At 68.4% G+C, this 26,097-nt stretch carries 28 protein-coding genes; 19 read left to right on the plus strand and 9 right to left on the minus strand.

From position 1 onward, the window contains the following. The first annotated feature begins 69 nt into the window (after window positions 1-69). The 8 genes from acs (GM656_RS03750) (at window position 70) to GM656_RS03785 (ending at window position 9,319) form a co-directional block, all read left to right on the plus strand. Complete coding sequence (gene acs, locus GM656_RS03750; RefSeq protein ID WP_162412302.1) at window positions 70-2,010, plus strand: acetate--CoA ligase; 1,941 nt, start codon at window positions 70-72, stop codon at window positions 2,008-2,010. A 184-nt stretch (window positions 2,011-2,194) separates the two neighbouring features. After that, the gene (locus tag GM656_RS03755; RefSeq protein WP_162412303.1) at window positions 2,195-3,886 is read left to right on the plus strand and encodes a bacterio-opsin activator domain-containing protein; all 1,692 of its coding nucleotides are present in this window, start codon (window positions 2,195-2,197) and stop codon (window positions 3,884-3,886) included. 70 nt (window positions 3,887-3,956) lie between these two features. After that, window positions 3,957-5,951 (plus strand): acetate--CoA ligase, encoded by a 1,995-nt coding sequence (gene acs, locus GM656_RS03760; RefSeq protein WP_162412304.1) that lies wholly within the window; start codon window positions 3,957-3,959, stop codon window positions 5,949-5,951. Between the two features lie 51 nt (window positions 5,952-6,002). Beyond that, entirely contained in the window at window positions 6,003-6,464 is a 462-nt protein-coding gene (locus GM656_RS03765) for a DUF4212 domain-containing protein (RefSeq protein WP_162412305.1), read from the plus strand. After that, complete coding sequence (locus tag GM656_RS03770) at window positions 6,461-8,143, plus strand: sodium:solute symporter family transporter (protein ID WP_162412306.1); 1,683 nt, start codon at window positions 6,461-6,463, stop codon at window positions 8,141-8,143. Before GM656_RS03765 ends, GM656_RS03770 begins: the two co-directional genes overlap by 4 nt. Window positions 8,144-8,147: 4 nt before the next feature. Then, complete coding sequence (locus GM656_RS03775; RefSeq protein ID WP_162412307.1) at window positions 8,148-8,621, plus strand: universal stress protein; 474 nt, start codon at window positions 8,148-8,150, stop codon at window positions 8,619-8,621. An 84-nt stretch (window positions 8,622-8,705) separates the two neighbouring features. Then, the gene (locus tag GM656_RS03780) at window positions 8,706-8,927 is read left to right on the plus strand and encodes a hypothetical protein (RefSeq protein ID WP_162412308.1); all 222 of its coding nucleotides are present in this window, start codon (window positions 8,706-8,708) and stop codon (window positions 8,925-8,927) included. Window positions 8,928-9,091: 164 nt separating this feature from the next. After that, window positions 9,092-9,319: a hypothetical protein gene (locus GM656_RS03785; protein ID WP_162412309.1), complete on the plus strand. Its 228-nt coding sequence runs from the start codon at window positions 9,092-9,094 to the stop codon at window positions 9,317-9,319. 78 nt (window positions 9,320-9,397) lie between these two features. Here the strand turns inward: GM656_RS03785 and GM656_RS03790 are convergent, their stop codons facing one another. Next, entirely contained in the window at window positions 9,398-10,261 is an 864-nt protein-coding gene (locus tag GM656_RS03790) for a CheF family chemotaxis protein (protein ID WP_162412310.1), read from the minus strand. Between the two features lie 54 nt (window positions 10,262-10,315). After that, on the minus strand, window positions 10,316-11,128 hold the full coding sequence (locus GM656_RS03795) for an undecaprenyl-diphosphate phosphatase (protein WP_162412311.1): 813 nt from the start codon (window positions 11,126-11,128) through the stop codon (window positions 10,316-10,318). Window positions 11,129-11,213: 85 nt separating this feature from the next. Between GM656_RS03795 and GM656_RS03800 the strand changes: the two genes are divergently transcribed. From GM656_RS03800 to rnhB, 3 genes are all read left to right on the plus strand, one after another. Further along, window positions 11,214-12,323, plus strand: a complete 1,110-nt coding sequence (locus GM656_RS03800) for a mechanosensitive ion channel family protein (protein ID WP_162412312.1) — start codon at window positions 11,214-11,216, stop codon at window positions 12,321-12,323. A gap of 73 nt (window positions 12,324-12,396) precedes the next feature. Further along, entirely contained in the window at window positions 12,397-13,674 is a 1,278-nt protein-coding gene (locus GM656_RS03805) for a tRNA pseudouridine(54/55) synthase Pus10 (protein WP_162412313.1), read from the plus strand. Window positions 13,675-13,781: 107 nt separating this feature from the next. Next, entirely contained in the window at window positions 13,782-14,414 is a 633-nt protein-coding gene (rnhB, locus tag GM656_RS03810; RefSeq protein WP_162412314.1) for a ribonuclease HII, read from the plus strand. 481 nt (window positions 14,415-14,895) lie between these two features. Here rnhB and GM656_RS03815 read toward each other — a convergent pair whose 3' ends face one another. Together GM656_RS03815 and secF are read right to left on the minus strand one after the other, a co-directional pair. After that, window positions 14,896-16,482, minus strand: a complete 1,587-nt coding sequence (locus GM656_RS03815; RefSeq protein WP_162412315.1) for a preprotein translocase subunit SecD — start codon at window positions 16,480-16,482, stop codon at window positions 14,896-14,898. Further along, complete coding sequence (secF, locus tag GM656_RS03820; protein ID WP_162412316.1) at window positions 16,479-17,366, minus strand: protein translocase subunit SecF; 888 nt, start codon at window positions 17,364-17,366, stop codon at window positions 16,479-16,481. Before secF ends, GM656_RS03815 begins: the two co-directional genes overlap by 4 nt. A 102-nt stretch (window positions 17,367-17,468) precedes the next feature. Here secF and GM656_RS03825 point away from each other — a divergent pair, with 102 nt between their 5' ends. Further along, window positions 17,469-17,783 (plus strand): hypothetical protein, encoded by a 315-nt coding sequence (locus tag GM656_RS03825; protein ID WP_162412317.1) that lies wholly within the window; start codon window positions 17,469-17,471, stop codon window positions 17,781-17,783. A 29-nt stretch (window positions 17,784-17,812) separates the two neighbouring features. On the opposite strand, the gene GM656_RS03830 is transcribed toward GM656_RS03825, so the two are convergent. After that, window positions 17,813-18,280: a DUF5812 family protein gene (locus GM656_RS03830; protein ID WP_162412318.1), complete on the minus strand. Its 468-nt coding sequence runs from the start codon at window positions 18,278-18,280 to the stop codon at window positions 17,813-17,815. Window positions 18,281-18,350: 70 nt separating this feature from the next. Continuing rightward, window positions 18,351-18,917 carry a hypothetical protein gene (locus tag GM656_RS03835; RefSeq protein ID WP_162412319.1) on the minus strand — a complete coding sequence of 189 codons (567 nt, stop codon included), beginning with the start codon at window positions 18,915-18,917 and terminating at the stop codon, window positions 18,351-18,353. Between the two features lie 140 nt (window positions 18,918-19,057). Here GM656_RS03835 and GM656_RS03840 point away from each other — a divergent pair, with 140 nt between their 5' ends. The 3 genes from GM656_RS03840 (at window position 19,058) to GM656_RS03850 (ending at window position 21,808) form a co-directional block, all read left to right on the plus strand. Beyond that, window positions 19,058-20,368, plus strand: a complete 1,311-nt coding sequence (locus GM656_RS03840) for a glucose-6-phosphate isomerase (protein ID WP_162412320.1) — start codon at window positions 19,058-19,060, stop codon at window positions 20,366-20,368. A gap of 23 nt (window positions 20,369-20,391) precedes the next feature. Further along, complete coding sequence (locus GM656_RS03845; protein ID WP_162412321.1) at window positions 20,392-21,528, plus strand: CPBP family intramembrane glutamic endopeptidase; 1,137 nt, start codon at window positions 20,392-20,394, stop codon at window positions 21,526-21,528. 133 nt (window positions 21,529-21,661) lie between these two features. Then, a complete protein-coding gene (locus GM656_RS03850; protein ID WP_162412322.1) occupies window positions 21,662-21,808 on the plus strand; it encodes a CopG family transcriptional regulator in 147 nt (48 codons plus the stop codon). Here the strand turns inward: GM656_RS03850 and GM656_RS03855 are convergent. Both GM656_RS03855 and GM656_RS03860 read right to left on the minus strand, forming a co-directional pair. Then, a complete protein-coding gene (locus GM656_RS03855; protein WP_162412323.1) occupies window positions 21,805-22,263 on the minus strand; it encodes an NOB1 family endonuclease in 459 nt (152 codons plus the stop codon). The two genes, GM656_RS03850 and GM656_RS03855, sit on opposite strands and share 4 nt — an antisense overlap. Further along, window positions 22,264-22,503 carry a PRC-barrel domain-containing protein gene (locus tag GM656_RS03860; RefSeq protein ID WP_162412324.1) on the minus strand — a complete coding sequence of 80 codons (240 nt, stop codon included), beginning with the start codon at window positions 22,501-22,503 and terminating at the stop codon, window positions 22,264-22,266. A 136-nt stretch (window positions 22,504-22,639) separates the two neighbouring features. Here GM656_RS03860 and GM656_RS03865 point away from each other — a divergent pair, with 136 nt between their 5' ends. From GM656_RS03865 to GM656_RS03880, 4 genes are all read left to right on the plus strand, one after another. Continuing rightward, entirely contained in the window at window positions 22,640-23,203 is a 564-nt protein-coding gene (locus tag GM656_RS03865; protein WP_162412325.1) for a plastocyanin/azurin family copper-binding protein, read from the plus strand. 115 nt (window positions 23,204-23,318) lie between these two features. Next, on the plus strand, window positions 23,319-25,121 hold the full coding sequence (gene infB / locus GM656_RS03870) for a translation initiation factor IF-2 (protein ID WP_162412326.1): 1,803 nt from the start codon (window positions 23,319-23,321) through the stop codon (window positions 25,119-25,121). Window positions 25,122-25,164: 43 nt separating this feature from the next. Then, window positions 25,165-25,344, plus strand: coding sequence for a hypothetical protein (locus GM656_RS03875; RefSeq protein ID WP_162412327.1), 180 nt, complete (start codon window positions 25,165-25,167; stop codon window positions 25,342-25,344). Between the two features lie 84 nt (window positions 25,345-25,428). Continuing rightward, window positions 25,429-25,629, plus strand: a complete 201-nt coding sequence (locus GM656_RS03880) for a hypothetical protein (RefSeq protein ID WP_162412328.1) — start codon at window positions 25,429-25,431, stop codon at window positions 25,627-25,629. Window positions 25,630-25,687: 58 nt separating this feature from the next. Here GM656_RS03880 and GM656_RS03885 read toward each other — a convergent pair whose 3' ends face one another. Further along, the gene (locus tag GM656_RS03885; protein WP_162412329.1) at window positions 25,688-26,041 is read right to left on the minus strand and encodes a DUF5811 family protein; all 354 of its coding nucleotides are present in this window, start codon (window positions 26,039-26,041) and stop codon (window positions 25,688-25,690) included. Between the last annotated feature and the right edge of the window lie 56 nt (window positions 26,042-26,097).

The following is a 26,097-nucleotide window of genomic DNA, read 5'->3' on the forward strand; positions in this document are numbered from 1 at the left end:
CGCGGGTGCGGGCCCAAGTCGGGCTGGTTAGATGGAACGTTTTTAAACGGCCCGACGTATTGTCAACCGATGACAAGCGGCGACGAGCCGGCCGATGACCGCTCGCACTCGGACCACGCGACGGTCGAACCGCCGGAGTGGTTCGTCGAGCAGGCGAACGTCAGCGACCCGGCCGTCTACGACCGCTTCGAGCGGGAGTGGCCCGACTGCTGGCGGGAAGCGGCCTCGCTACTCGACTGGGACGAGCCATTCGAGGGGGTGTTATGCGGTGCGGAGGGGCCGCCGTTCGAGTGGTTCCCCGGCGGTCGGCTGAACGCCTCGTACAACTGCATCGACCGTCACCTCCCCGAGCGCAAGAACCAGTTGGCGCTGGTCTGGGAGGGCCACCTCGGCGAGTCGCGGACCTACACGTACCTCGAACTGTACCGGGAGGTCAACGCCTTCGCCGCGGCGCTGCGCGAGTTGGGCGTCGGCGAGGACGACGTGGTCACGATCTACCTACCGATGGTGCCCGAACTCCCGGTCGCGATGCTGGCCTGTGCGCGCCTCGGCGTGGCCCACAACGTGGTGTTCGCCGGCTTCTCGGCCGACGCGCTCGCGACGCGGATGGAACGGGCCGACTCGGAGTACCTCGTCACCTGCGACGGCTACTACCGCCGCGGGAGCGCCGTCGCACAGAAGAACAAGGCGGACAACGCCCGCATCGCCGTCGAGCAGGACGTGTCCGTCGTGGTGCTCGACCGCCTGGGTCACGACATCCACTTAGGCGACGACTACGTCGACTACCACGACTTACTGGCGGCCCACGAGGGAGCCGAGGTCGAACCCATCTCGCGGGCGGCCGGCGACCCGCTCTTTCGTATCTACACGTCGGGGACGACCGGCCGGCCGAAGGCGGTCACACACACGACCGGCGGCTACCTCGCCCACGTCGCCTGGACCTCGCAGGCGGTCCTGGACATCAAGCCGGAGGACACCTACTGGTGCTCGGCGGACATCGGCTGGATCACCGGCCACTCCTACATCGTCTACGGCCCGCTCGCGCTCGGGACCACGACGGTGCTGTACAACGGCACGCCGGACCACCCGGAGAAAGACCGCCTCTGGGAACTGGTCGAACAGTACGCGGTCGACGTGTTCTACACCGCGCCGACGGCCGTCCGGGCGTTCATGAAGTGGGGGAAAGAACACCCCGCGAAACACGACCTCTCCAGCCTGCGCCTGCTGGGGACGGTCGGCGAACCGATGGACGCACGGGCGTGGGAGTGGTACCGCGAGCACATCGGCGGCGGCGAGTGCCCCGTCGTCGACACCTGGTGGCAGACCGAGACCGGGGCCATCCTCGTCTCGACGCTGCCGGGCGTCGACGAGATGAAGCCCGGCGTCGCCGGCAAGCCCCTTCCCGGAGTAGAGGCGACCGTCGTGGACCGCTCCGGCGCGGACGTGAAACCGAACGAGGCGGGCGAACTCGTCGTGACGCAACCCTGGCCCGGGATGCCGCGCTCGCTGCTCGACGGGACGGACTGGGGCGTCCCGCCGAGCGACGGGGAGTGGCGGTATCGCCCGGAAGACAGCGCTTCGATGGACGGCGACGGCTACGTCACGTTCCTCGGGCGAATCGACGACGCGATCAACGTCGCCGGGCGCCGGTTCAGCACGATGGAACTGGAGTCGACCGTCGCCGGAGTCGACGGCGTCGCCGAGGCGGCCGTCGTCGGCGCGAACCACGAGACCACCGGCACCGCGATCTACGCCTTCGTCTCCCCGGAGGACGGCTACGGGAAGAACGGCCTCCGCGCGGACATCGAGGGGGCAATCGTCGAGGCCATCGGCGGCATCGCCAGACCCGAGGAGATCGTGTTCACGCCGGACCTCCCGAAGACGCGCTCGGGCAAGGTGATGCGTCGCCTGCTGACGGCGGTGGCCAACGACGAGGACCTCGGCGACACCAGCGCGCTCCGGAACCCCGAGATACTCGGCGAAATCCAGTCGTCCACCGCGGGAGAGTGACTGTTTCGTAGATTCGAATATTTTCGAAATAGCAATGACAGGAGAAGCTCCGCACTACCGACGGGTCGGCAAGCCGGTATCTCACACTCGGTACTGAGCCGGGCTTCCGGTGCACCTCCCGTCCGATACCAGGTGCAACCGTATCCGAACACTTATTTCGATATTCTTTGTATTTCCGAAATATATGGACGAACCGGCGGACGAACTCGGCGAGTGCGGGTACGAGCGCCTCCGACGCGCAGCCGAGACGCACCGCTCGGACCTCGTACTCCGGCTCGGCGCGGAGGTCGGACTCCGACCGACTGAGATGACGGCCCTGCGGCCGGCCGATATCACCGAGTTCGAGGGTCACTACCTGCTCTCCGTCCGTGGGGGTGACGAGGTCACGCGCGATGCGTACCTCCCCGAATCCGTCGAGCACGACGTGCGCAAGTACGCGAACGCGGCCGGAATCGCCGACGGCGAGCCGCTGTTCTCCGTCTCCGCGCGCCGCCTCCAGATGCTCGTCAGGGAAGTCGCCGAGCGCGCGGCCGAGTCCGCGCCGCGGCTTGCGGACGTGTCCTCCCGCGACCTCCGGTGGCGATTCGCCGCGAGCCTACTCGACGACGGCGTTCCGCCGGACGTGGTCTGTGCGCTCGGCGGCTGGGACCGGCTGGACCGCCTCGTGCCCCTCCTCGACGATCCCGACCGCGAGGGGATCGTGGCGGCGCTCGGCGACGCCGACGGGGGCGAGGTCTCGGCGCGCCTCCAGCAGGTCATCGCCGCCACGTCGACCGTCGGCGAGGGGCTCACGGACGCCGCGACGGCGTCGGAAATCGCCGCGACGGTCTGCGACCGCCTCGCGGCGACCGAGGGCTACCGGTTCGCGTGGCTGGCCGAGCGGACCGGCGACGGCCTCACGCCCGACGCGGCGACGGACGTGGCCGACGCCGCCGTCGAGCGACACCTCGACGATCACGCGGAGACGCTCAGCGCCGCGCTCGACGCCCGCGAAGTGCACGTGCGCGAGGCGGCCGGCGGGCCCGTGGCGTTCGTCCCGATCGTCAGAGAGGGCGCGACCGCGGGCGTCGTCGGCGTCGGCCCGACCGACGACGTGACCGACGCCGAGCGGGACCTGCTCTCGGCGCTCGGCACGCAGGTGGGCCACGCCCTCGCCGCGGTCGAGCGCAAGCGCCTCCTGCTGGCCGACACCGTCACCGAACTGGAGTTCGACTGTGGCGACGCGCGAGCGTTCACCGTCGGGCTGTCGCGCGCGCTCGACTGCGCGCTCGAGTTGTCGGGCATCGTCCCCGTCGGCGGGCAGTCGCTGCTGTACTACCTCGTGGTCGACGGCGCGTCGGCGGACGCAGTGCTGTCCTACGCGGCCGACGACGACGCCGTCGCCGACGCGCGGCTCATCGAGGACTACGGGGACGGCGCGCTGCTCGAAGCGGTCGTGACCGACGCCCCCGCGCTGAAACTGGTCCGGAGCGGCGGGCGCGTCAGCGACCTGACCGCTGCGAACGGAACGGCGACGATCGCCGTCGAGATGCCCGGTGAGGTCGACATCAGACCGCTCGTCGACGCGGTCGTCGACGCCTACCCGGAGACCTCGCTGACGGCGAAACGCCAGACCGAACGCCCGGTCGAGACGGACGCCGGCTTCCGCGAGCGCCTGACCGACCGGCTCTCGGACCGCCAGGAGACGGTCCTCCGGGCGGCCTACCACAGCGGCTACTTCGAGTGGCCGCGCGGGACGACCGCGGAGGAGCTGGCCGACTCGCTCGACGTGTCCTCGCCGACGCTCCACAACCACCTCAGAAAGGCCCAGCAGAAGGTCCTGACGGCGTTCTTCGACGACAACCCGGCGGATCCCAGACACCCCCTCGGCGACTGAGTTCGTGACTGCCGTTACCATAGTTAGACCCCCAGTTTATATGCCCGCTGTGGATTATCGATGATAGACCATGGCAGATGATGATGTACAACTGGAGGCGCGACTCGAGGAGCAGGAGGTATTCGAGCCGCCGGAGTCGTTCGTCGAACAGGCGAACGTCAGCGACGAGTCGATCTACGAGGAGTTCGAGGAGAACTGGCCGGAGTGCTGGGAGGCGGCCGCCGACCTCCTCGACTGGGACGAGGACTACGACCAGGTGCTGGACGATTCGAACCCGCCGTTCTACAAGTGGTTCACCGACGGGTCGCTGAACGCGTCGGCCAACTGCCTGGACCGCCACCTCGACGAGCGGGGTGACGAGGCCGCCATCGAGTGGGTCGGGGAACCGGTCGACGAAGACAACGTCACGTACACCTACGAGGAGCTCCACCGCGAGGTCAACGAGTTCGCGGCCGGACTGCGGGAGATGGGCGTCGGCGAGGACGACGTGGTCACGATGTACATGCCGATGATCCCGCAGCTGCCCATCGCCATGCTGGCCTGCGCCCGCATCGGCGCGCCCCACTCCGTGGTGTTCGCCGGGTTCTCCGCGGACGCGCTCGCGACGCGGATGAACTCCGCGGACTCCGAGTACCTCGTCACCTGCGACGGCTACTACCGGCGCGGCGACCCGCTCGACCACCTCGACAAAGCCAACGAGGGCCTCGACGGGGTCGAGCACGAGGTCGAGCGCGCCATCGTCGCCGAGCGCCTGATGGACGGCGACGGCTTCGGCCACGACTACGCCGACAACCAGGTCGCCTTCGACGACGTGGTCGCGGACAACGAGGGCGCGACGGTCGACCCGGTCGAGCGCGACGCCGAGGACATGCTGTTCCTGATGTACACGTCGGGAACGACCGGCCAGCCGAAAGGGGTCAAGCACACCACCGGCGGCTACCTCGCCTGGTCGGCCTGGACCTCACAGGCGGTGCTGGACATCAAGCCCGAGGACACGTACTTCTGCTCGGCGGACATCGGCTGGATCACCGGCCACTCCTACATCGTCTACGGCCCGCTCGCGCTCGGGACCACGACGATGATGTACGAGGGGACGCCGGACTACCCGGACAACGACCGCCTGTGGGAGATCGTCGAAGACTACGAGGCAGACCAGTTGTACACCGCGCCGACGGCCATCCGGGCGTTCATGAAGTGGGGCAAGGAGTACCCCGAGCGTCACGACCTCTCCAGCCTGCGCCTGCTGGGCACGGTCGGGGAGCCGATCAACCCCCGCGCCTGGAAGTGGTACTACAAGCACATCGGCAACGAGGAGTGCCCGGTGGTCGACACGTGGTGGCAGACCGAGACGGGCGGCATGATGATCACGACGCTCCCGGGCGTCAAGGACATGAAGCCCGGGTCCGCCGGGCCGCCGCTGCCGGCCAACGACGTCCGCATCGTCGACACAGAAGGCGAGCAAGTCCAGCCCGGCCGCGCCGGCTATCTGACGGTCAACAAGCCCTGGCCCGGGATGCTCCGGACGCTGTACAAGAACGACGAGCGCTTCATCGAGGAGTACTGGGCGGAGTACTCCGACACCGACAGCGACGACCCCGACGACTGGGTGTACTTCCCCGAAGACGGCGCGAAGATCGACGAGGACGGCTACATCACCGTCCTCGGTCGCGTCGACGACGTGATCAACGTCTCCGGCCACCGCCTCGGGACGATGGAGATCGAGAGCGCCATCGTCGGCGTCGAGGGCGTCGCCGAAGCCGCGGTCGTCGGCGGCGACCACGAACTCAAGGGCGAGGCGGTGTACGCCTACGTCATCACTGAGGACGGCTACGAGGAGAACGACGACCTCCGACAGCAGATCATCGACGGCGTCGAGGACGCGATCGGGCCCATCGCCCGCCCCGAGCAGGTCATCTTCACGCCGGAACTGCCGAAGACCCGCTCCGGGAAGATCATGCGTCGGCTACTCGAAGACATCGCCAACGGCGAGGAACTCGGTGACACGAGCACGCTCCGCAACCCCGATGTCGTGAGCGACATCGAACGAAAGGTCCAGGGAGACTGAGCGCTCCCCTCTCGAACCGCGATTTAGACACACCAGAATTCGACGCTGACCATGACAGATACCGATATTCACGACGGCAGTAGCGACCGCTCTCTCGCTCCCGACGGCGGGACGACGACCGACGCGGCGCGAGAGCACCAGAACACGAACTACCTCGAAGAGGAGGTGAACCTCCTGAGCCCCAGCACGGCGTACATGCGGGACCACCTGCGCATCGTCTGGTCCGGCTTCATCGTCTGGGCGCTCATCGTCTTTGGACCGGTGACGTTGACGGTCATCGCCCCCGAGACGATGACGTCGATAACGGTGCCACCGGGCTTCCCGCTGCACTACTTCACGGTGGCCTTCGGGGGCCCGACCGGGGCGCTGGTACTCGCCTTCTGGTACGCTCGCAAGCGCGATTCGCTCGACGAGAAGTACGGCATCGACCACAGCGTCGTCGAAACCGACGCCGAGTCCGACGGCGGTGAGCGGGGCGACGCCGCCGCGACCGACGGGGGTGTCGAGCAGTGACGGTCCCGCTGCAGGCCGAGGCGCTCGACATCTCCTTCAAGCTCGTCCCGGCGATCATCGTCTTCCTGATGATGGCCTCGTTCCTCGTCATCGGCTACGTGTTCAAGGTGGCCGACACCGAGGGCATGTGGGTCGCCGGCCGCGGCATCGGTAACATCGAGAACGGGATGGCGATCGGCGCGAACTGGATGTCGGCCGCCTCGTATCTCGGGCTGGCCGGGCTGGTCGCCCTCTCCGGGTTCTACGGCCTGGCGTTCATCGTCGGCTGGACGACCGGCTACTTCGTGTTGCTCATCTTCCTCGCCGCGCAGATGCGCCGGTTCGGGAAGTACACCGCGCCCGACTTCGTCGGCGACCGGTTCAATTCCCCGACCGCTCGCGCGCTCGGGGCGTTCACCACGCTGCTCATCGCGTACGTCTACTCCGTCGGGCAGGCCCGCGGCATGGGGCTGGTCGGCCAGTACGTCTTCGGGCTGGAGATCATCCCGATGATCGTCGTGATGATGACCATCACCGTCGGCTACCTCGCGCTCTCGGGCATGCTGGGCGCGACGAAGAACATGGCCGTCCAGTACGTCATCCTCATCGTCGCGTTCCTCGCGGGCGTCTACGTCGTCGGCTGGTCGCAGGGTTACTCGACGATCCTGCCCCAGATCGAGTACGGCGCGCTCTTTGGCGAACTCAGCCGCCAGTTCTCGGCTCCGTTCCGGACGGGGTCCTACTACATCTGGGTCGCGACGGCGTTCTCGCTCATCGTCGGGACCTGCGGCCTCCCGCACGTGCTGGTGCGGTTCTACACGGTCGAGAACGAGCGGACCGCGCGCTGGTCCTGCGTCTGGGGCCTGTTCTTCATCATGCTGCTGTACTGGGCCGCGCCCGCGATGGCGGCCTTCGGCGTCGACCTCTTCGCGGCGGTGAACGACATCACCCCCGACGCGGTCTACAACGGTCAGCAGGCCATGTCCGGTGCCGAGGGCGACGTGATCGTCGTTCTCGCGGCGCAGTTCGCGGACCTCCCGCGCTGGTTCGTCGGCCTCGTCGCCGCCGGCGCGATGGCCGCGGCGATCGCGACCACCGCGGGGCTGTTCATCACGGCCTCCTCGGCGGTCGCCCACGACATCTACACGGAGCTCGTCAACCCCGACGCGACCCAGCGCCAGCAGGTGCTCATCGGTCGGGCCACCATCATCGCCATCGGCGCGCTGGTGACCGTGACCGCGTTCAACCCGCCGGCACTCATCGGCGAACTGGTCGCCTACGCGTTCTCGCTGGCCGGCACCGTGCTGTTCCCGATGTTCTTCCTCGGCCTCTGGTGGGAGAACACCAACCGACAGGGCGCACTCGCCGGGATGACGGTCGGGCTGTTGCTGTGGATCGGCTCCGTCGTCAACAGCGTCCTGCCGAGCTACATCGGCGCGCTCGGTGCGGCGGCGGGCGAGAGCGGCGCGCTCGTTCCCATCTACGCCCAGTACGTCCCGCCGATCGGCGCGGCGCTCATCGGCACGCCGCTGGTGTTCCTCGTGACCATCGCCGTGTCGCTCGTCACGCCCGAACCCCCGATGGAGACCAAGCGGATGGTCAGGCAGTGTCACAGCCCCGAACCGATGGGCCAGCAACAGACCGCCGAAGACATCGTGAGCGATAGCGGCGGCAGCGGCGGTACCCCCGCAGACGACTAAAGACATGTACGATCACATCCTCGTTCCGACTGACGGTAGCGACACCGCGGAGAACGCGGTCGACCAGGCGATCGACATCGCCTCGAAGTACGGGTCGACGGTCCACGCGCTGTACGTGGTCGACGTCGACGCCACTAGCTACTCGCTGGGCACGGAGCAGGTCGACCGCATCCGCCAGGGCCACCTCGACGAGATGACCGAGGTGAAAGAAGACGCAGACGAGGCCACCGGCTACGTCGCCGACCGCGGCGCGGAACACGGCGTCGAGGTGGTCGAACACGTCACCGCCGGCGAGCCCGCGCGGGCCATCCGGAAGTTCGTCGACGACAACGACATCGACCTCGTCGTGATGGGGTCCCACGGCCGCTCGGGCCTCAAGCGCGTCATCCTCGGCAGCGTGACCGAGAAGGTGCTGCGCCGGACCCGCCTGCCCGTCCTCGTCGTCGACGTCCACGGCGACACCGACGTGGAGGAGTGACCGGACCGACGGGCTACCGCCTCGCGACACGACACCACGAATGATACCCACGAACCCACTGCCGACCGCCCCGGGAGGAGCGCGATGAGCGTCGTCGACACCATCCGCGAACACGTCCGCGACCACCAGCGAGGCATGGTCGTCGACCTCGTGTTCGCCATCGCCTGGGTGACGGTGGTCAGCGTCGTCTTCGACGTGCTCCAGGGCCCGCAGTGGGCGTACTACCTGACGCTGGCCGGCGGCGTCGTCGCGTACTACGGCTTCTTCTGGTCGCTGGAGATCGCACGCGAACAGCAAAAGACGTAGGCGGCCACCGCGGCCCGTTTTCTCGACGCGCTCCGAGCGGGCACTCACGGCTGCTCGGACTGCCACCCGCGATATTCAGGTGTGCGATATCTACACTCACCGGTACTAATAAGCCAATGTAGTTCGATTGACTTTTTCACGGAACCACCCGCTGTGGAGCCACAATGATATACGAAAGTTCCTCGGGAGAGTACTACAGTGGCCTCGATATCTGGATGCGCTTCGAATCCGGTCTGTGGACCCCACACGACTGGGACGACGAGACCGGACAGGAGTGGGTCCGGGCCGACGACGGGACGGTCATCACGCTGACGCCGATCACGGAAGCCGAGCTGCCGGAGGGAGTTTCGGTCACGGAGATCCGCGACGTAGAAGCGGTCGAGGACGCCTGAGCGAGCTCCCGTACAGAGCAGCTCACAACCCGCACACGGCACCAACAGCGACCAGTACGCGTCTGGAGGCCGTCGGTCTTACTTCTCGCTCATCGCCTCGCTCGCCATGTTCCGCCCCTGGGCGTTCAGCGCGACCTCTGTCCGCACGCGAACCTCGTCGACCGCGCCGATGTCGAGCAGTCGCTGGTAGATCTCCTCGACCTCGTCGGGGGTCGTCCCGACGAAGTCGGACATCTCGAACGGAGACACGCCCGAGTACAGCGCCATCAGTACCTGACTCTCCATCTCGGAGAGTTCGTAGTCGTCCTCGCGGCCCTCGACGACCCGGGTGAACAGCGTCTCCAGCGCGCGGGTGTGGTGGTCCATGCCCGAGAGATGCGTCTCGACGCTGCGGTCCTGGTCGTCGGTGTGCTCGACCTCGATGACCGTCCGCTGCTGGCCCATCACGGTGCTGGTCCCGGTCTCGATGGTCCCCACGTCCTCAACCTCGAAGGAGAGCCCGCCGCCGCCGGGGAACTGGAGGCGGACGACGCCGTCGTCGAGCTGGAAGCGCGCCTTGCTCCACGCCGCGTCGTCCTGGACGACCCCGCCGACGACGGCCTGCTCGCGCGCGAGGATGACCTGTCCCTGCAGGGCCGCGCGGACGTACTCCGTCTCGAAGTCGTCGACGTTCGGGGCGTCGACGAGCAGGACGTTGTCGCCCACCTCCAGCGCGGTCGCGCCGCTCGCGGCGTCCGGGACCAGTTCCGCTGCGTCGTCAGCGAGCCTGATCTTCGAGTGCGCGATGGGCTGTTTCGACCCGTTCGTCGCCAGGACGAGGCGCTTGTTGGTGACGATGAGCCGGCACGAGCGCCACTGCGGGTCGGCCACGTCCTCGCCGTTCCGGACGACGTACTGGAAGTCCCCCGACGTGTCGACCAGCTTGCGTTCGTCACCACTCATGGCCCCTGATACACGTGATTTGGCCCCGAGCGATATATAAGTTCCAGCACGGTATCACAGCGCGACGAGGAGACCGCCGAGGACGCCGAGGCCGCCGAAGACCGTACAGACCGCCCAGAACGGCACGCGGCGGACGAGTCGGACCAGCGCGTCGACGGTCAAATAGCCGACGACGGCGCTGACGGCCAGGGCGACCACGGCCGGCAGCGGGTCGATGACGGGCACGCCGTCGTCGACCAGCACCAGCGCGTTCGCCGCGAGCGCGGCCGGAATCGACAGGAGAAAGGAGAGGCGAAGCGACGACTCGCCCTCGTGGCCGCGCAGCAACAGGGCGCTCACGGTCGTCCCGGAGCGGGAGACGCCCGGTAGAATCGCGAGGCCCTGCAGCGCGCCGACGAGGAGAGCGTCGGCCCAGTCCGGCACGTCGCGCTCGCCCAGCGACAGCGCCGCGGCGAAGCGCTGGAGCAGGCCCGTCAATACGAGCAGACCGCCGACCAGCGCGAGAAAGAGCCCGCCTTCCAGTTCCGAGACGGCGGCGTCGAGAGCCAGGTAGGCCGGGAGGCCGGTGACGGCCGTCGCCAGCGTCGCCACGACGAGAAAGGAGAGGTCGGCCGTCTCGTCGGCGAAGGGACGCCGGGAGAGGCGGCGGGCGGAGTCGAGGATGTCGCGGACCTCGCCGCGGTAGTACGCCAGCGCGGCGACGGCCGTCCCGGCGTGCAGAAACAGCGCGAGTCGGGTGGCCGCGGCGGGCGAGACCCCGGTGACCACCGTCGACGCGAGCGCCACGCCGCCCTCGCTCGACACGGGAATCCACTCCAGCACCCCCTGGAGCAGGCCCAGCAAGATCGCGACGAGAATCGGGTTCATATCCACGGAGCGAACGGCGGACGACAAAGGCCGTTCGGTTCGGTGGAGGCAACCGTATATATAATCTCGCTGACCAACAGACGGTATGCAACTGGATAGTGGGCTGGTGTCGCTCCTGGCGGGGCTCCCGCCCTGGCAGGGCTTTCTCGTCCTGATCGGAAGCGGTCTCCTCGTGGCGGCCGCCGTTCGCGTCCTCGGCGACCGACTGCTTGTGCAGGTCACTCCACACATCAAGGGCGACGTCGACGACATCGTCTTCCGCGGCGTCCACACGGCGCTGTACGTCTCGATCGGTCTCGCCGGTGCGTACGTCGGCGCGCGGCTGTACGACATCCGGCCGGCGATCGCCGTCTCGCTCGAAGCGGGGACGCTGTCAGTCATCGTGGTGGTCTGGATGACGACCCTGCTGCGCGTCGGCCGGCAGGCGTCCGCGGCCGCGACCGACTCGGCGTACATCGACCGGCAGATGGTCCCCATCCTCCAGAACGTCTGGAGCGCGCTCGTCGCCGGCGGCGGGATCGTCCTCTTGCTGGTGCTGTGGGACATCGACGTGACGCCGCTGCTGGCCTCGGCCGGCATCATGGGTATCATCGTCGGCCTGGCGGCCCGCGACACGCTCTCGAACTTCTTCGGGTCGCTGTCGCTGTACCTCGACGGGACCTACAAGGTCGGCGACTTCGTCGTCCTGGAGACCGGCGAGCGCGGCCGCGTCGAGGACATCTCGGTCCGCTCGACGGTCATCCGCACTCGCGACGACATCCTCGTCACGGTCCCGAACTCGAAGCTCAACAGCGCCGCCATCGTCAACGAGTCGACCCCCAAGCGCAAGCGCCGCATCCGCGTCCCCGTCGGCGTCGCCTACGGCACCGACATCGACGCCGTCGAGGAGCTGCTGCTGGACATCGCCGAGGCGGAGGACCTCGTACAGGAGCGTCCGCGCCCGCGGGTCCGCTTTCGCTCCTTCGGCGACTCGGCGCTGAACCTCGAACTGCTGTGCTGGGTCGGAAACCCGGCGCTGACCGCCCGCGCCACCCACAAACTCAACCGAGCCATCTACAAGCACTTCCAAGCGGAGGGCGTCGAGATCCCGTTCCCGAAGCGGTCTATCTCCGTCTCGGCCGAGACGGTCCCGGGCGACCTATTCGGGGAGCACACGGCGGGATTCCCGACCGACGGCGGCCACCGGCCGGAGTGACGAACGCCGACGGCGGACCGCCAAAGCGGTGAGGTCGAAACGCAGTTAGGGGGGCGTCGCGTCGCCTCACACAATGACTGTACTCGAGGACGCCCGCGCGGCGCTCGCGACCGGGCCGCTGTGCGATTCCTGCCTCGGCCGGCTGTTCGCCGATCGGAGTTTCGGGCTGGCCAACGCCGAGCGCGGCCACGCCCTGCGGGTGACGCTCGCGCTCGCCGACGACGATCCCTTCGAGGAGAGCGAGGACTGCTGGGTCTGCGAGGGCGAGTGCGACCGCTTCGACTGGTGGGCCGAGCAGGCCGCCAGCGCCGTCCGCGGCTACGAGTTCGACACGTACCAGGTCGGGACGAAGGTCCCGCCGCTGCTCGAAGAGAACGACGACCTGCTGCGCGAGGACGTTGGCCTCGACGCCGACGCCGGCGAGGCGCTGAAGACGGAGCTCAACCGCGAGGTCGGCAAGCGCATCGGCGACCTGACCGGCGCGGAGGTGGACTTCGGCCGGCCGGAGGTCCAGTTCACGCTCGACCTCTCCACGGACGAGATAGACGTTCAGGTCAACTCCGCGTTCGTCTACGGCCGCTACCGCAAACTGGAGCGCGACATCCCGCAGACGAAGTGGCCCTGCAACGACTGCAACGGGACGGGGCTGTGGCAGGGCGAGCCCTGCGACGGCTGTGACGGCACCGGCTACCGCTACGACGAGAGCGTCGAGCAACTGTCCGCGCCGGTCGTACTGGAGGCGATGGACGGCGAGGAGGCGGTGTTCCACGGCGCGGGGCGCGAGGACGTCGACGCGCTGATGCTCGAATCCGGTCGCCCGTTCGTCATCGAAGTGATGGAACCGCGAACGCGAGACGTGGACACGGAGCAGTTGGAGGCCGATATCAACGCCTTCGCCGACGGGAAGGTCGAGGTCGAGGGGCTCGAACCGGCGACTCACGAGATGGTCGAGCGCGTCAAGGAACTGGACGCCTCGAAGACCTACCGGATGGACATCGAGTTCGACGAGTCGGTCGACGCGGCGGACTTCGACGATGCGCTGGCAGAACTCGACGGCGCGACGATCCAGCAGGAGACGCCCCAGCGAGTCGCCCACCGCCGCGCGGACCTGACGCGGACGCGCAGCGTCTACGGGGCGACGGGCGAACTCACCGACGACCGCCGCGCCGAGCTCCGGGTCCACGGCGAGGGCGGCCTCTACGTGAAGGAACTCGTCTCCAGCGACGAGGGGCGGACAGAGCCGAGTCTGTCCGGCCTGCTCGGCGTCGACGCCGAGGTGACCGCCCTCGACGTGGTCGACGTGGAGGGCGAAGACGAGCCGTTCGCGACGGACGAGTACCTGAAAGAGTAGGCGGTGCGGGTCGGCGCGGGTTCGACGTGGCGGACCGGGCCGCGCCGCCGACCGGAATCGGAACTGCGACCGGAACCGGTTTGTCCGACGGCGAACACCGACCAGCCATGCGATTCGGTGTCGACGAGGCCGGCAAGGGACCGGTGCTGGGGTCGATGTTCGCCGCCGCGGTCCGCGCCGAGCCGTCGGCGCTCCCCGACGGGGTCGGCGACTCGAAGGACATTCTCCCCCAGCGCCGCGAGCGGTTAGACCGCGAAATCCGGGAGTGCGCGACGGTCGGCGTCGCCGAGATCCCCGTCGAGCGCATCGACGACGATGAGACGGACATGAACGCGCTCACCGTCGCGGCGCAGGCCGAAGCGCTGGCACAGATCGCTTGCGATGGCCTCGCAGGCACCGTCGACGCCGGCGACACCGACGCCGAGCGGTTCGGCCGCCGCGTCGCCGCCGCCGTCGAGGCCGACGTGCGCGTGACTTCGGCACACGGGGCCGACGAGACGGACCCGCTGGTGGGCGCGGCCTCGATCGTCGCGAAAGTCGCCCGGGACGCGCACGTCGACGCGCTGGCCGCCGAGTACGGCGCGGTCGGGTCCGGGTATCCCAGCGACCCGACGACGCGGGCGTTCCTGGCCGACCACGTCGAGCGCCACGGCGACCTGCCGGCCTGTGCCCGCCGGTCGTGGTCGACGTGCGACGACGTGCTCGCGGCGGCGGAACAGTCGACGCTGGGCGAGTTCTGAAACGCGTAAAATCCCCGCAGACGCGGCTTGGAGTCGGACGGGAGATGTTTTCCGCAGTCCGTACGGCCGTGCCGGCGATACGTGCCGCCTGTAGCCGGACTCTCACCGACCTTGCCCTGACGGGCTTTAGCTGGGCTTTCACCAGCGTTTGACGGCGTGCCGGGTTCCCGAACGCCCCTCGCGCGGCGTCCGGTACTTGGCCTTGGCACCGATCCTGCCGGCCGGACCGGCGGTGGACTGGTGTGGTTCTCCTTCAGAGCGTTAACCTCGGAACCGTGTTACCGGTCGCTTGGTTGTTGCCCCCAACGCGTTCCGTTCCGTCCCGAACGGACAGTCTGAAGCGCGTCGTCCGATGGCTCCCCGCATCTATCGGGATGTGAACATACGACACGAGAGATAATAAGTCATTCGGTACCATGTGCCAAGGACTGGGAGACGGTCCAGTAGACCCAGAGTGCGACGGTGAGAAACGTCGACGCCTTCAGTCCTCGTCCAGCACGAGGTTCCGCAGGATGTCGCCGTAGGCCGGGCGCGTCACCAGTACGCCGATGAGGACGCCCACGATGGTGATGATGGCGAACCCGGAGAGGTCGCCGAGCGGGAGGACCATCAGCGGGCTCATCGCCATGATGGTCGTCGCCGCCGCCGCGCCGATGACCCAGAACGCTTTGCGGAAGCGGCTCTGGAAGACCCGTCCCGTCTCGACCTTACCCTGCTGGAGGATCTCGTCGGCGATGATGATGAGGTCGTCCACCCCCGTCCCGATGACGGCGATGAAGCCGGCCAGGTGCGAGAGGTTCAGCGGGTACTGGACGAACGCCACGAACCCGAGGAGGATGAACACCTCGGAGAGCGCGGTGGCGACCATCGGGACGACCACTTCCACCCGCTGGTAGCGCACGTAGACGACGAGGCTGACCATGAGGACCGCGATCAGGCCCGTCAGCAGCGAGTTCTGCTTGAAGCGCTCGGCCAGCGCCGGGTCGAGCGACGCGCCGGAGTCCTCCGAGAGGTCGAGCGGCGCGGGCAGCTGTCCCGCCTCGAGGTTCAGTTCGATCTCGTTTGCCTGCTCGGAGCCGTTGGTTTGCATCACGTACACGGGGTCGTTGGCGAACTCGCCGTTCGCGAAGCTCCCACCGAGGTCAGGCGTCACCCCGCGGGCGGTGACGACCTCGCCGTTCAGCGTGTGGACCAGACAGCCGTCGCCGGTGGTCTGCTGGATGTCCGAGTGGTTGTAGTTCCCGCAGGACGCGCCGTCGTCGAAGCCGGCGTCGACCATCCGCTGTGCGAAGGCGTCCGCGGCGTCCTGCCTGACGGTGATGTATACCGCCCAGCCGATGCCCTCCCTGTTCGCTGAGGAGATGTCGTCCATCTGGGAGCGCTGGAGGACCTCCTCGCGGACGTACGAGCCGTTCTCCCCGCCCGGATACACGGCGTAGATCTTGACCACACCGCGCTCGTTCAGGATGTCGACGAGGTCCTCGCGGTCTCGGTCGGGGGCGGTGATGCTGACGAAGTGCTCACCGCCGGGGACGTTGACGATCTGAACCGACGCGCCGCTGAGCGCCGAGGTCCGGAGCTTCTCGTCGATGGTCTCGACCATCTCCTGGCGGGTCTCCCGCGTCACGCCGTCGCGGACGGTGTCCGGCTGATAGCCGTTGGCTTCGAGCGCGGCGCGCAGTTCCTGCTGGGTGACGTTCTCGATGACGACCTCGACGGCCCCTGTCTGGCGGTCGTTGCTGATGGGGCGAACTCGAACGTCGATGGTGTCGACGCCGAGTTCGTCGGCGACCGTCTGTTCGAGCTGGGTCGCTTCCGTCGCCTGCACGTCGACGCCTTCGGCGGTGATGCCCACGATGGGCGCTCGGAGACGGGTCCCGCCGCTGAGCTGGATGCCGTAGTTGAGGTTCGTCAGCTGGCTCGCGCTCTCCGCTTCCGGGCCGCCGGCGTCAGTTCCGCCGTCGGCGCTCGTTCCCGGCGGAACCCCGGGAACGAACAGGGCCGTGGCGCTGGCGACGAGGAGGACGACCAGCGCGACGATGCGCCAGTTCTCACGGAGGGCGCTCATCGGTTCACCCCCTCGTACTTGTACCACCGAAGCAGCGTCACGTTGAGCATGTAGGTGTTCATGAGGTCGGCGGTCAGTCCGAGCACCAGAATCAGACCGATATCGGCCATCAGACCGATTCCGAAGAACGTCGCCGAGATCGCCATCACGGCCATCGCCGCGATCGAGGTCAGAGTCATCGTCACACCGGTCCGCATCGCGCGGTACGTCGACTCGTAGAACCCACCCGAGCGCCTGAGGACGTGGTTGTTCAACAGGATGTCGGAGTCGACGGAGTACCCGATCAGCATGAGGAAGGCCGCGACGATGCCGAGCGAGAGCTGGATTCCCAGCAGGTTCATGATCGCGAGCGGGATCATGATGTCTGAGAACGCCGAGATGACGATGGCGATGCTCGGCACGAACGTGCGGAAGAACGCGAAGGCGAGCAGGCTCATGCCCACGAACGCGACGCCGACACCCATGACGGCGAGCCGTTGGTTCTGTGCGCCGAAGAGCGGCGACGTGGTCCCGCTCCCGAGCAGCGTCATCCCGTCGGCCGACTGGACGGCGGACCGGACCGCCGACACGTCGGTCGAGTTGTCGAACGTGACGACGTACTGGTTCTCGTAGGTGGAGTCCGAGGTGGTGGTGATGCCCTGAATCGAGACCACCGGTTCCTCGAAGGTTCCGGCGATCTCGTCGTTCGTGAGCGTGGAGTTCGACCCGATCGTCAGTTCCGTCCCGCCGGTGAAGTCGATGCCCCGGTCGACGGGCGCGCCGGTGACGACCCACCAGCCGCCGACGACGGCGAGCGAGAGCACCAGCACCGCCAGCGGAACCGCCACCAGTTGGCGGTTCGAATACCGGGTGTAATCGACTTCCGGGACCTCGAACTCGAACATGAGCGAACGGTGTGAGACGGGTCCGAATAAGCCTTCTCAATCGGCCCGGGCAGCACCCCCGCCTCCCGCAGTGATTTGGTGTATGAGCACGTACGTCACACCATGACTGGCGAGGCACGGACGGTCGAGCTCTCCTACCCGGCGGACCTCAGCGGCTGGGGTCGCCAGAAAGTCGAGGGGTCGCCGTTCCGCGCGTACCTCCGGAAGGTCCACGAGACCGCCGCGCACGGCGACGTGTGGACGGAGTTCGTCGGCGTGGGGTGTTGCGGCGACACGCTCGATTTCCCGCTCCGCGTCGAGTCCGTCGAGGGCGGTGAGCGGGTAACCGACGACACGGCGTTCGCCTTCAGCGAGCGCGAGGCCTGCGGCGTCGCCGGCGGCTGGCGAGTCCAGAGCGCCGCCGGGCCGACGGAGTAGACCGGTGGGGCCGCTTGCGGGTCCGAAGCTCAGTCCGGCAGGTAGCGAACGCTGACGACGCCGCGCTCGGTGCGCACCTCGACGCGGTCGACGCCGAGGCGCGCCGCCCGCGCGACGGTCGACTCGTCCTCGACCACGTCGGCCGCGGCCGCCTCCGTCTCGTCTTCGGGCACGGTCAGCACGTGAATCTCGCCCTCGCCGGCTCGCTCGACCGTCGTCAGTTCGCCCGTCGGCTGCTCGGCGGCGATGTCGGTGGCCTGCGTCGTCGGCGCGAGGTCGACCGCCTCGACCGGGATGGTGCGGCGCTCGACGATTTCGGTGACGGTGTAGGTCACCTCCATCGGCGGCTCCGGTTCGACCGTCCCCTCGAGCACCTCGCCGGCCTCGACGCCGGGGTTGGCAGCGAGCGTGAGCACCTGCGAGTCGCTGACGTTCCGGAGCGTCGCCGAGTCCTCGTCGGCGTGCGTGACCAGGAACGTCCCCTCGATGGCTGTCATACCCCCGGCTTGGCGACGGGCGTTTTTCCCCGTTTCGACCGCGGGAGCGCGCCGCCGGTGAGACGCGGCGCTACTTCAGCAGGCGGTGAGCGAGGTACATCCCACCCACGGCCAGCAGCGGCGGGACCAGTCCCGCGAGCGGCGGGAGCGAGTAGAAGAAGCCGACGACGGCGCTCTCCGTGGGGTCGCGTAGCTCGGCCGGCGCGGAGACGAGCAGCGCGAGGTACAGCGATCCGACGAACAGCAGCGCCGAGAACGCGATGCCCCGGTCGTAGGCCACCGAGGACCCCGTCCGGCGGTGGCGGCGGGCCACGGCCAGCACCGGCGCGAGCAGCGGCGCGACGACGAGCAGGCCGACGAACAGGAAGAACGTCCGCGAGAAGGTGAACGTCCCGCCCCTGACCGACCCGGTGGCCGCCAGCTGGACGACCAGGCCGAACGCGAAGACGATAGCGATGGCCGCCGACAGGAACAGGGCGACGGGGACGTACGCCTTGCACAGCAGCGAGTCCGTCGCGCGGAAGGCGTACAGAAACGCGCCGGGCAGGCCGCGGTACGGCTCCGATCCGTCGTCCTGGCCGTCCCCCGCGGCGGACCCGTCTCCCGGAACTGACTCCGCGGCCGTCGCGTCTGTCATGACCGGTGGTACGGACACCGCGCCGTTAAGCGTCCCGTTGTCGCGTCGTCGGTCCGGGTCAACCGGGGAGCCGCCATCCAGGTTCGACCGACCCGCAGCCGTTCGGGAGTTGTTTGTACCCGCCCCCCGACAGCCCGAGTATGCACGTCGATATCGGGGCCGCACTCGCGAGCGCCGCCGACCCGGGCGTCGAGCGAGCGGCGCTGGACGACCTGGACGAGCGCGTCGCCGACGCCCACGAGCGAATCGAACGGGGACGAGCCGAGGGGGAGTTCGGCTACGCCGCGTTGAACCTCCCGGAGACGACCGACGCCGACGAGATCCGGGACGCCGTCGCGCCGGTGACCGACGCCGAGTCGGTCGTCACCGTCGGCATCGGCGGCTCAGCGCTCGGCGCGCGGACCGTCACCGAGGCGCTGGCCGACGACCCCGGCCGACACGTCGTCCTCGACAACGTCGACCCGGAACACGTCGAGCGGACGCTCGCAGGGCTCTCGCTCGCCGACACCGCCATCAACGTCGTCTCGCGCTCCGGGACCACCGCGGAGACGCTGGCGAACTTCCTCGTCGTCCGCGCGGCCTACGAGGACGCGGGCGTCGACTGGACCGAGCGCATCGTCGTCACGACGGGCGAGTCCGGCCCGCTGCGGGCGCTCGCCGACGAGCACGGCCTGCCGACGCTGCCGGTCCCGGAGGGCGTCCCCGGCCGCTTCAGCGCGCTCTCGGCGGTGGGGCTCGTTCCGCCGGCGATCCTCGGGCTCGACATCGAAGGGCTGCTGGCGGGCGGACGTGCCGCGGCGGACGACCTCGCGCCGTCGCTGTACGACTCGCCGGCCTACGCCTACGGCGCGATGTGCTACGCGCTCGAAGAAGAGGGCGCCTCGGTCAACGCGTTCATGCCCTACGCCGAGCGCCTGGAGTCCTTCGGCGAGTGGTTCGCACAGCTCTGGGCCGAGAGCCTCGGGAAGGACGGGCGTGGCCAGACGCCGGCCCGCGCGCTCGGCGCGACCGATCAGCACTCCCAGCTCCAGCTGTACCGCGCCGGCCCCCGCGACAAGGTGGTCACGTTCGTCAGGCCCCGCGAGCGCGCCGACGTGGCGATTCCCGACCCGGACCACGACGACCTGTCGTACCTCTCCGGGACCGACCTCGGCGACCTCATCGACGCCGAGTACGAGGCGACGGTCGCCAGCCTCCCGGCGGCCGATCGACCGGCCCTCGAAGTCGAGATCGACCGGCTCGACGCTCGCAGCGTCGGCGAACTGCTGTACGCGATGGAGGCGGCCTGCGTCCTCGTCGGCGAACTCGCGGGCGTGGAGACGTTCACCCAGCCCGCCGTCGAGTGGGGGAAAAACGCCACGCGAGCGCTCGTCCGTGGTGAGGAAACCGAGGAGACCGCTGTCGTCGACGACCGCGAGCGGCTCCGAATCGGCGAAGCGGAGTCCCTTTAGGACGCCGACCCCGACTGCCGACAATGGACGACACTGCCGCGGAGTGGGGCGTTCTCACGGCCGGTCTCGGCCTCGTGGCCGTCGCCGCGACCGAGAGCGGTCTCGTCAGTTGGGTGTCGCCGGCGACGACGGTCGGCCCGGTGAGCGCTCGCGCCGTCGCGGGCGTCGGATTCCTCGCGGCGGTCCTGGCGTTCTCGCTCGCCCGCCACGGGACCGTCACGTCGCGCCAGAGCGGTCTCGGCGCGGCGGCCGCGAGCGCCGTCGCGGTGCTCGCCACGCTGGCGGCGTTCTTCGGCCCGACGTTCCAGGCCGGCGGCGAAACGGCCATTGGAGCGGGTCCCTATCTGGCCGTCCTCATCGGCGCGGTGTCGGTCGCGCTCGGTCGCGCGCTCGCGACGGGCGTCCCGACCGACCGGCTGTACACGGTCGCCCGGGCGCTGTCCGTCGCGACGCTCGTCGGCCTCGTCGGCTACGTCGTGGGCGCGCTCGTCGCGCAGTTCGCACTCCTCGGGGCGATGCTGGCCGGCCTCGTCAGCGCCGGTGCGCTCGAAGGCGGGACGGTCACCGGCCCCGCGTACCTCGTCATCACCGTCGGGAGCGGCGTCGGCTTCATCGCCTTCGGGGCGGCGGTCGCCTGGCGACTCGAGCGGACGTGGGACGACCTGGACCTGACCGTGCCCACGCTGCGCGACGCGGGCTACGCCGTCGGCGGCGTCGTCGTGCTCCTGGTGGCGCTGGTCGCGTTCAGTCAGGCGCTCCGGCTCCTCGGCCTGGAAGCGGCCACCAGCAGCGTCGAGGAACTGGCCCGGCAGAACCCCTCGTTCCTGCTCCTGATGGTCCCGCTGTCCTTTCTCACCATCGGGCCGAGCGAGGAGTTCCTCTACCGGAACCTGATCCAGAAGTACCTCTACGACGGCTTCGGCGAGGTCCGCGCCGTCGTCCTCACCAGCGCCGTCTTCGGCGTCGTGCACTTCAGCCAGTACAGCACCGGGACGCCGACGCAAACGCTCCTCTCGCTGTTGCTCGTGTTCGTCCTCTCGACGCTGCTCGGCGCGAGCTACCTCAAGACCGAGAACCTCCTCGTCCCCGTCTTCATCCACGGCGCGTTCAACGCGATCCAGTTCCTCACGCTGTACCTGGAGATTACGGGCGGACTGTGAGACGGGCCGTCACATCGTTCCGGGGACCGTCGGCCGAGCCGACGACCACCGATGCACAGCGACAACCGCCCGTCTGGGTCGTCTGACTGCCGTCTGACGGGTGTTTATGCGAGCGGATAGCAAACGGTTGGCCATGTCTCGGCGGTTCACGGTCGTCTGCGACGAAGACCAGACGCGGGCCATCGAAACGCTTGCCCGCCGGTACGGTATCACCGAGGAGGAGGTCCTCAAGCAGCTTCTCGACCTCGGTCTCGAAGCCAGGGACGGCCAGACCGCCTAAGCGGGGTTCTTCCGCGAGAGCTGGCTTCCGCAGATCGGACAGCGGTCGTGGTTGTCGTCGAACTCCCGACCGCAGCCGGCACACTGGAACCGCCAGTCGCGCTGCTCGGTGATGCCGTCGCGGGCGATGACCTCGACGCTCACGTCGAGTTTCTCGGCCACGTTCTGCATGGCGTAGTCGTCCGTCACCAGCCGGCTGTCGAGTTCGAAGGCGGCCGCGATCAGGCGAACGTCGGTCTCGGAGAGCTCCGCCAGGTCGCCCGTTTCCCGGGCGGCGCGCTCGATGCGCTCGACGGTGTTCTCCTCGGGGATGTGGAGGTGCATCCCCGACCCTTCGAGCGCGTCGAAGCGGTAGGCCGCCTCGTCTTCGAGCTCCTCGCGGACGAGCGGAATCGTCGCGATCTGCTCGTCGGTGTGATACTCGTTGATAAACGCCGAGGAATCCAGAACGTACATCTAACGCTGAACGATCATGTGGTCTTTCACGGCCTTGACCCGCCCGACGGGGACGAGCAGGCGGCCCTGGTCGCTGTACTCGAAGTCTGTGTTGCGAAGCGAGTCCGCGGGGTCGATAACGAGGTTGTGCAACGCGCCCGAGGAGAAGTCCATCGTGATGTTGTAGAGGCTACCGATCTCCGCGCCGTCGGTGCCCATCACGTCTTTCCCCGAGAGGTTCTCTGCGAGTATCGCAGCCATACCCCCTTGTTCCGAACGCGGTTACATAAACGCCACGGGGACGTCTGACGGAGAGAGCGCCCCGCTGCGTCCGTGACCGACGGAATCCGGATCGAGTTCGGGGCAATACTAAGCGGGAGGCGTCCGAGGACCGGGCATGGAGCAGACCAGACGGCAGCTACTCGGCGTCCTCGGGGCCGCAATCGCGGGATCGACCGCGGGCTGTTCCGGCGACGGCGGTGACGGCGCGACACCGACGGACGCTGCGACGCCGACCGACGCCGGTACGGAGTCGCCGACCGCCACGGACACGCCGACGGAGACGGCGACACCCACAGCCACGCCGACGGCTACGCCGACGGAGACGGCGACACCCACAGCCACGCCGACGGCTACGCCGACCGAGACACCGACGCCCACACCGACTCCGGTCGACGCCGCCCAGACGGTCGCGGTCGGCCCGGGCGACTTCGTCTTCGACCCGGAGACGTTCGAGGTCCCCGTCGGAAGCACCGTACGCTGGGTCTGGAAAAGCGGGGGGCACAACGTCAAGGCGACCGCGACACCGGAGGGCAGCGACTGGGCGGGGACGCCCGGAGACGACACGTATCCCGGCGGCCACGAGTACACTTACACGTTCGAGGTCGCGGGCGAGTACGAGTACCACTGCGTCCCCCATCAGAAGGCTGGGATGACGGGATCGTTCACCGTCACCGAATGACGCACGCGTCGGGTTTCAGAGGGCGTCTCGTCGCGCCGCCGGGGCGCACGCGTCGCCATTACGACGAACTTAACTGCGACGGCCGACTCCGTTCTGACAACTTCTGGAGCCATCTATGTCTGACACGGATGCCACCCCACCCACCGACACCCTTCGGACACCGATCGTCGCCGTTCTCGGCCACGTCGACCACGGGAAGACGAGCCTGCTCGACAAGATCCGCGGCTCGGCCGTGACCGCCGGCGAGTCGGGCGCGATCACCCAGCACATCGGCGCGACCGCCGTCCCGCTGGACGTGATCTCCGAGATCGCGGGCGAACTGGTCGATCCGACGGACTTCGACCTGCCCGGCCTGCTGTTCATCGACACGCCGGGCCACCACTCGTTCTCGACGCTCCGCTCACGCGGCGGCGCGCTCGCGGACATCGCCATCCTGGTCGTCGACGTGAACGACGGCTTCCAGCCCCAGACGCTGGAGGCCATCGACATCCTCAAGCGGACCCAGACGCCGTTCATCGTCGCCGCCAACAAGATCGACACCGTCCCCGGCTGGAACCCCACCGAGGGCGCGCCGGTCCAGCAGACGATGGAGTCCCAGTCCGACCGCGTGCAGTCCGACCTGAACGAGAAGCTCTACGAGATCATCGGCGAACTCTCGGACAACGGCTTCTCCGCCGACATGTACTGGCGGGTCCAGAACTTCCAGGGCAACATCGGCGTCGTGCCCGTCTCCGCCGAGACCAGCGAGGGCATCCCGGACCTGCTGACCGTCATGATGGGGCTGTCCCAGCGTTACATGAAAGAGGAGATGGAGATCGACACCGCCGGCCCCGGCGTCGGGACCGTGCTCGAAGTGAAGGACACGCAGGGCTTCGGGACGACGCTCGACGCCATCATCTACGACGGGACGATCCGCAACGACGACACCATCGTCGTCGGCGGCCTGCAGGGGCCCATCGTCACCGAGGTGCGCGCGCTCCTCCGGCCGCGCCCGCTGGAGGAGATCCGGACCGAACAGGAGTTCGAGCAGGTCGACGAAGTCGTCGCCGCCGACGGCGTCAAGATCGCCGCGCCGGACCTCGACGACGCGATGGCGGGCGCGCCGATCCGCGTCATCCGGAACCGCGAGCGCAGCGAGGTCATCGCCGAGGTCGAGGAGGAACTCGCCGAGATCGAGGTGCGGACACAGGAGGAGGGCGTCGTCATCAAGGCCGACACGCTCGGCTCGCTGGAAGCCCTCTCCAGCACGCTCGCGGAGGAGGAGATTCCGGTCATGCGCGCCGAGGTCGGGGCCGTCGCCCCGCGGGACGTGCGCGTCGCCGACACGGCCAACGAGTCGACTCACCGTGCGATTCTGGCGTTCAGCGTCGACGTGCTCGACGACGCCCGCGACCTGGCCGAACAGGAGGGCGTCGAACTGTTCGAAGACGAGGTCATCTACCAGCTCGTCGACGCCTACGACGAGCACGTCACCGCCATCGAGGAGTCCCAGCAGGAGCAGATCCTCGACAACATCACGCGGCCCGCGAAGTTCCGCATCCTGCATGACCACACCTTCCGGCAGTCGGACCCCGCCGTCGTCGGCGTCGAGATCCTCTCGGGCGAACTCCGGCGCAACGTCAACGTCATCAGGTGGGACGACGGCGAGCCGACCCGCGTCGGCCACCTCAAGACCATCCAGGACGAGGGCGAAGACGTCGACTCCGCGCGCACCGGCGAGCGCATGGCCGTCTCCATCGAGGGCCCGACCGTCGGCCGCCAGATCGAGGAGGGCGACGACCTCTGGGTCGAACTCCCCGAGAAGCACGCGAAGATCCTCGAACAGGAGCTCAGAGAGGACATCTCCGTCGACGAGCGAGAGGCCCTGTCGATGTACGTCGAGAAGCACCGGAACCGCGACCCGTTCTGGGGCAAGTAGAGCGAGCCGACACGCATTTTCGGCGGGCGCTCGAACCGCCGCTATGGTCTCCCGCGAGAACCGCGTCATCGCCGCTTGCGTGGTCGCCGCGCTGGTCCTGTCGTTGCTGCTCGGCGCACTGACACAGTTGGACGACAGAGTGTTGCTCGCCGTGTTGCTGGGCGTCGGCGTGCTCGCACCGCTGGCCGTCAACGGCTACCTCGACGACCTGCGCCCGGAGTGACTCGCCGCGATCGACACCGGCGGCACCCCTCGCCACCGCTAGTAATAATATTTAATTAGCAGGCGTGTCTCCGCACAGACAGGAATGACCGGTCACTCGCTCTCGCTCTCCGTGGCCGATCTCGTGCTCGCCAGCATCGCGCTGTCGATGGCGGCGGCGTCGCTCGGCGCGGTGCTCACGTCGGTTAGCCTCGTCACCGCGCTGAGCGCCGGGAGCCTCCCGGCCACCGGGTCGATCGGCTACGCGCTGTTCTACGACCCGCCCGTCCCCGACGGCGCCGGATAGCGCCGCTCGCCGAGAGTCGACCGAACAGACGGCTAGCAGCGAAAACGGTCCTCGACGGCTACTGGGCCGTCGGCGTGGTGTCGTCGTTCATCACCTGTTTCACCTGGAGCGCGGCGGAGGCGGCGATCCCCTGTGCGAGGTCGTCGCGCTCGTCGGCGGAGATGCTGGCGCTCTCGGGGTCCTCGGGCGTGTAGTCCGCGCTGACGACCGATCCCACCGGCGGCTGGACCGCGATGGTGGCCCGCGGGCCCGTCGCCCCGTTGCTGATCTCGGACCCGACGACGAACTCGCCCGGGAGCAGTTCGCGGGTCCGCGCGGCGACGCTGGCCAGGTCACGCCGGAGTTCCTGGCGCTGTTCCGCGGTCAGCGTCACCGCTTCGGACTCCCCGCCGAACGACGTATTACCGTACATGAACGTTCTCCGATGCTAGGCGGGGGGTACTTAAAAAACCGGCGGCCTCGAGGCTC

Origin of the sequence: Haloarcula salina, from assembly GCF_010119195.1 — an archaeon.
Lineage (GTDB): Archaea > Halobacteriota > Halobacteria > Halobacteriales > Haloarculaceae > Haloarcula > Haloarcula salina.

Bases quoted from the DNA above. Each gene is read 5' to 3' on its own strand.
- acs (WP_162412302.1), top strand. From the start codon at position 70: ATGACAAGCGGCGACGAGCCGGCCGATGACCGCTCGCACTCGGACCAC.
- GM656_RS03755 (WP_162412303.1), top strand. From the start codon at position 2,195: ATGGACGAACCGGCGGACGAACTCGGCGAGTGCGGGTACGAGCGCCTC.
- acs (WP_162412304.1), top strand. From the start codon at position 3,957: ATGGCAGATGATGATGTACAACTGGAGGCGCGACTCGAGGAGCAGGAG.
- GM656_RS03765 (WP_162412305.1), top strand. From the start codon at position 6,003: ATGACAGATACCGATATTCACGACGGCAGTAGCGACCGCTCTCTCGCT.
- GM656_RS03775 (WP_162412307.1), top strand. From the start codon at position 8,148: ATGTACGATCACATCCTCGTTCCGACTGACGGTAGCGACACCGCGGAG.
- GM656_RS03780 (WP_162412308.1), top strand. From the start codon at position 8,706: ATGAGCGTCGTCGACACCATCCGCGAACACGTCCGCGACCACCAGCGA.
- GM656_RS03785 (WP_162412309.1), top strand. From the start codon at position 9,092: ATGATATACGAAAGTTCCTCGGGAGAGTACTACAGTGGCCTCGATATC.
- GM656_RS03790 (WP_162412310.1), bottom strand. From the start codon at position 10,261: ATGAGTGGTGACGAACGCAAGCTGGTCGACACGTCGGGGGACTTCCAG.
- GM656_RS03795 (WP_162412311.1), bottom strand. From the start codon at position 11,128: ATGAACCCGATTCTCGTCGCGATCTTGCTGGGCCTGCTCCAGGGGGTG.
- GM656_RS03800 (WP_162412312.1), top strand. From the start codon at position 11,214: ATGCAACTGGATAGTGGGCTGGTGTCGCTCCTGGCGGGGCTCCCGCCC.
- GM656_RS03805 (WP_162412313.1), top strand. From the start codon at position 12,397: ATGACTGTACTCGAGGACGCCCGCGCGGCGCTCGCGACCGGGCCGCTG.
- rnhB (WP_162412314.1), top strand. From the start codon at position 13,782: ATGCGATTCGGTGTCGACGAGGCCGGCAAGGGACCGGTGCTGGGGTCG.
- GM656_RS03815 (WP_162412315.1), bottom strand. From the start codon at position 16,482: ATGAGCGCCCTCCGTGAGAACTGGCGCATCGTCGCGCTGGTCGTCCTC.
- secF (WP_162412316.1), bottom strand. From the start codon at position 17,366: ATGTTCGAGTTCGAGGTCCCGGAAGTCGATTACACCCGGTATTCGAAC.
- GM656_RS03825 (WP_162412317.1), top strand. From the start codon at position 17,469: ATGACTGGCGAGGCACGGACGGTCGAGCTCTCCTACCCGGCGGACCTC.
- GM656_RS03830 (WP_162412318.1), bottom strand. From the start codon at position 18,280: ATGACAGCCATCGAGGGGACGTTCCTGGTCACGCACGCCGACGAGGAC.
- GM656_RS03835 (WP_162412319.1), bottom strand. From the start codon at position 18,917: ATGACAGACGCGACGGCCGCGGAGTCAGTTCCGGGAGACGGGTCCGCC.
- GM656_RS03840 (WP_162412320.1), top strand. From the start codon at position 19,058: ATGCACGTCGATATCGGGGCCGCACTCGCGAGCGCCGCCGACCCGGGC.
- GM656_RS03845 (WP_162412321.1), top strand. From the start codon at position 20,392: ATGGACGACACTGCCGCGGAGTGGGGCGTTCTCACGGCCGGTCTCGGC.
- GM656_RS03850 (WP_162412322.1), top strand. From the start codon at position 21,662: ATGTCTCGGCGGTTCACGGTCGTCTGCGACGAAGACCAGACGCGGGCC.
- GM656_RS03855 (WP_162412323.1), bottom strand. From the start codon at position 22,263: ATGTACGTTCTGGATTCCTCGGCGTTTATCAACGAGTATCACACCGAC.
- GM656_RS03860 (WP_162412324.1), bottom strand. From the start codon at position 22,503: ATGGCTGCGATACTCGCAGAGAACCTCTCGGGGAAAGACGTGATGGGC.
- GM656_RS03865 (WP_162412325.1), top strand. From the start codon at position 22,640: ATGGAGCAGACCAGACGGCAGCTACTCGGCGTCCTCGGGGCCGCAATC.
- infB (WP_162412326.1), top strand. From the start codon at position 23,319: ATGTCTGACACGGATGCCACCCCACCCACCGACACCCTTCGGACACCG.
- GM656_RS03875 (WP_162412327.1), top strand. From the start codon at position 25,165: ATGGTCTCCCGCGAGAACCGCGTCATCGCCGCTTGCGTGGTCGCCGCG.
- GM656_RS03880 (WP_162412328.1), top strand. From the start codon at position 25,429: ATGACCGGTCACTCGCTCTCGCTCTCCGTGGCCGATCTCGTGCTCGCC.
- GM656_RS03885 (WP_162412329.1), bottom strand. From the start codon at position 26,041: ATGTACGGTAATACGTCGTTCGGCGGGGAGTCCGAAGCGGTGACGCTG.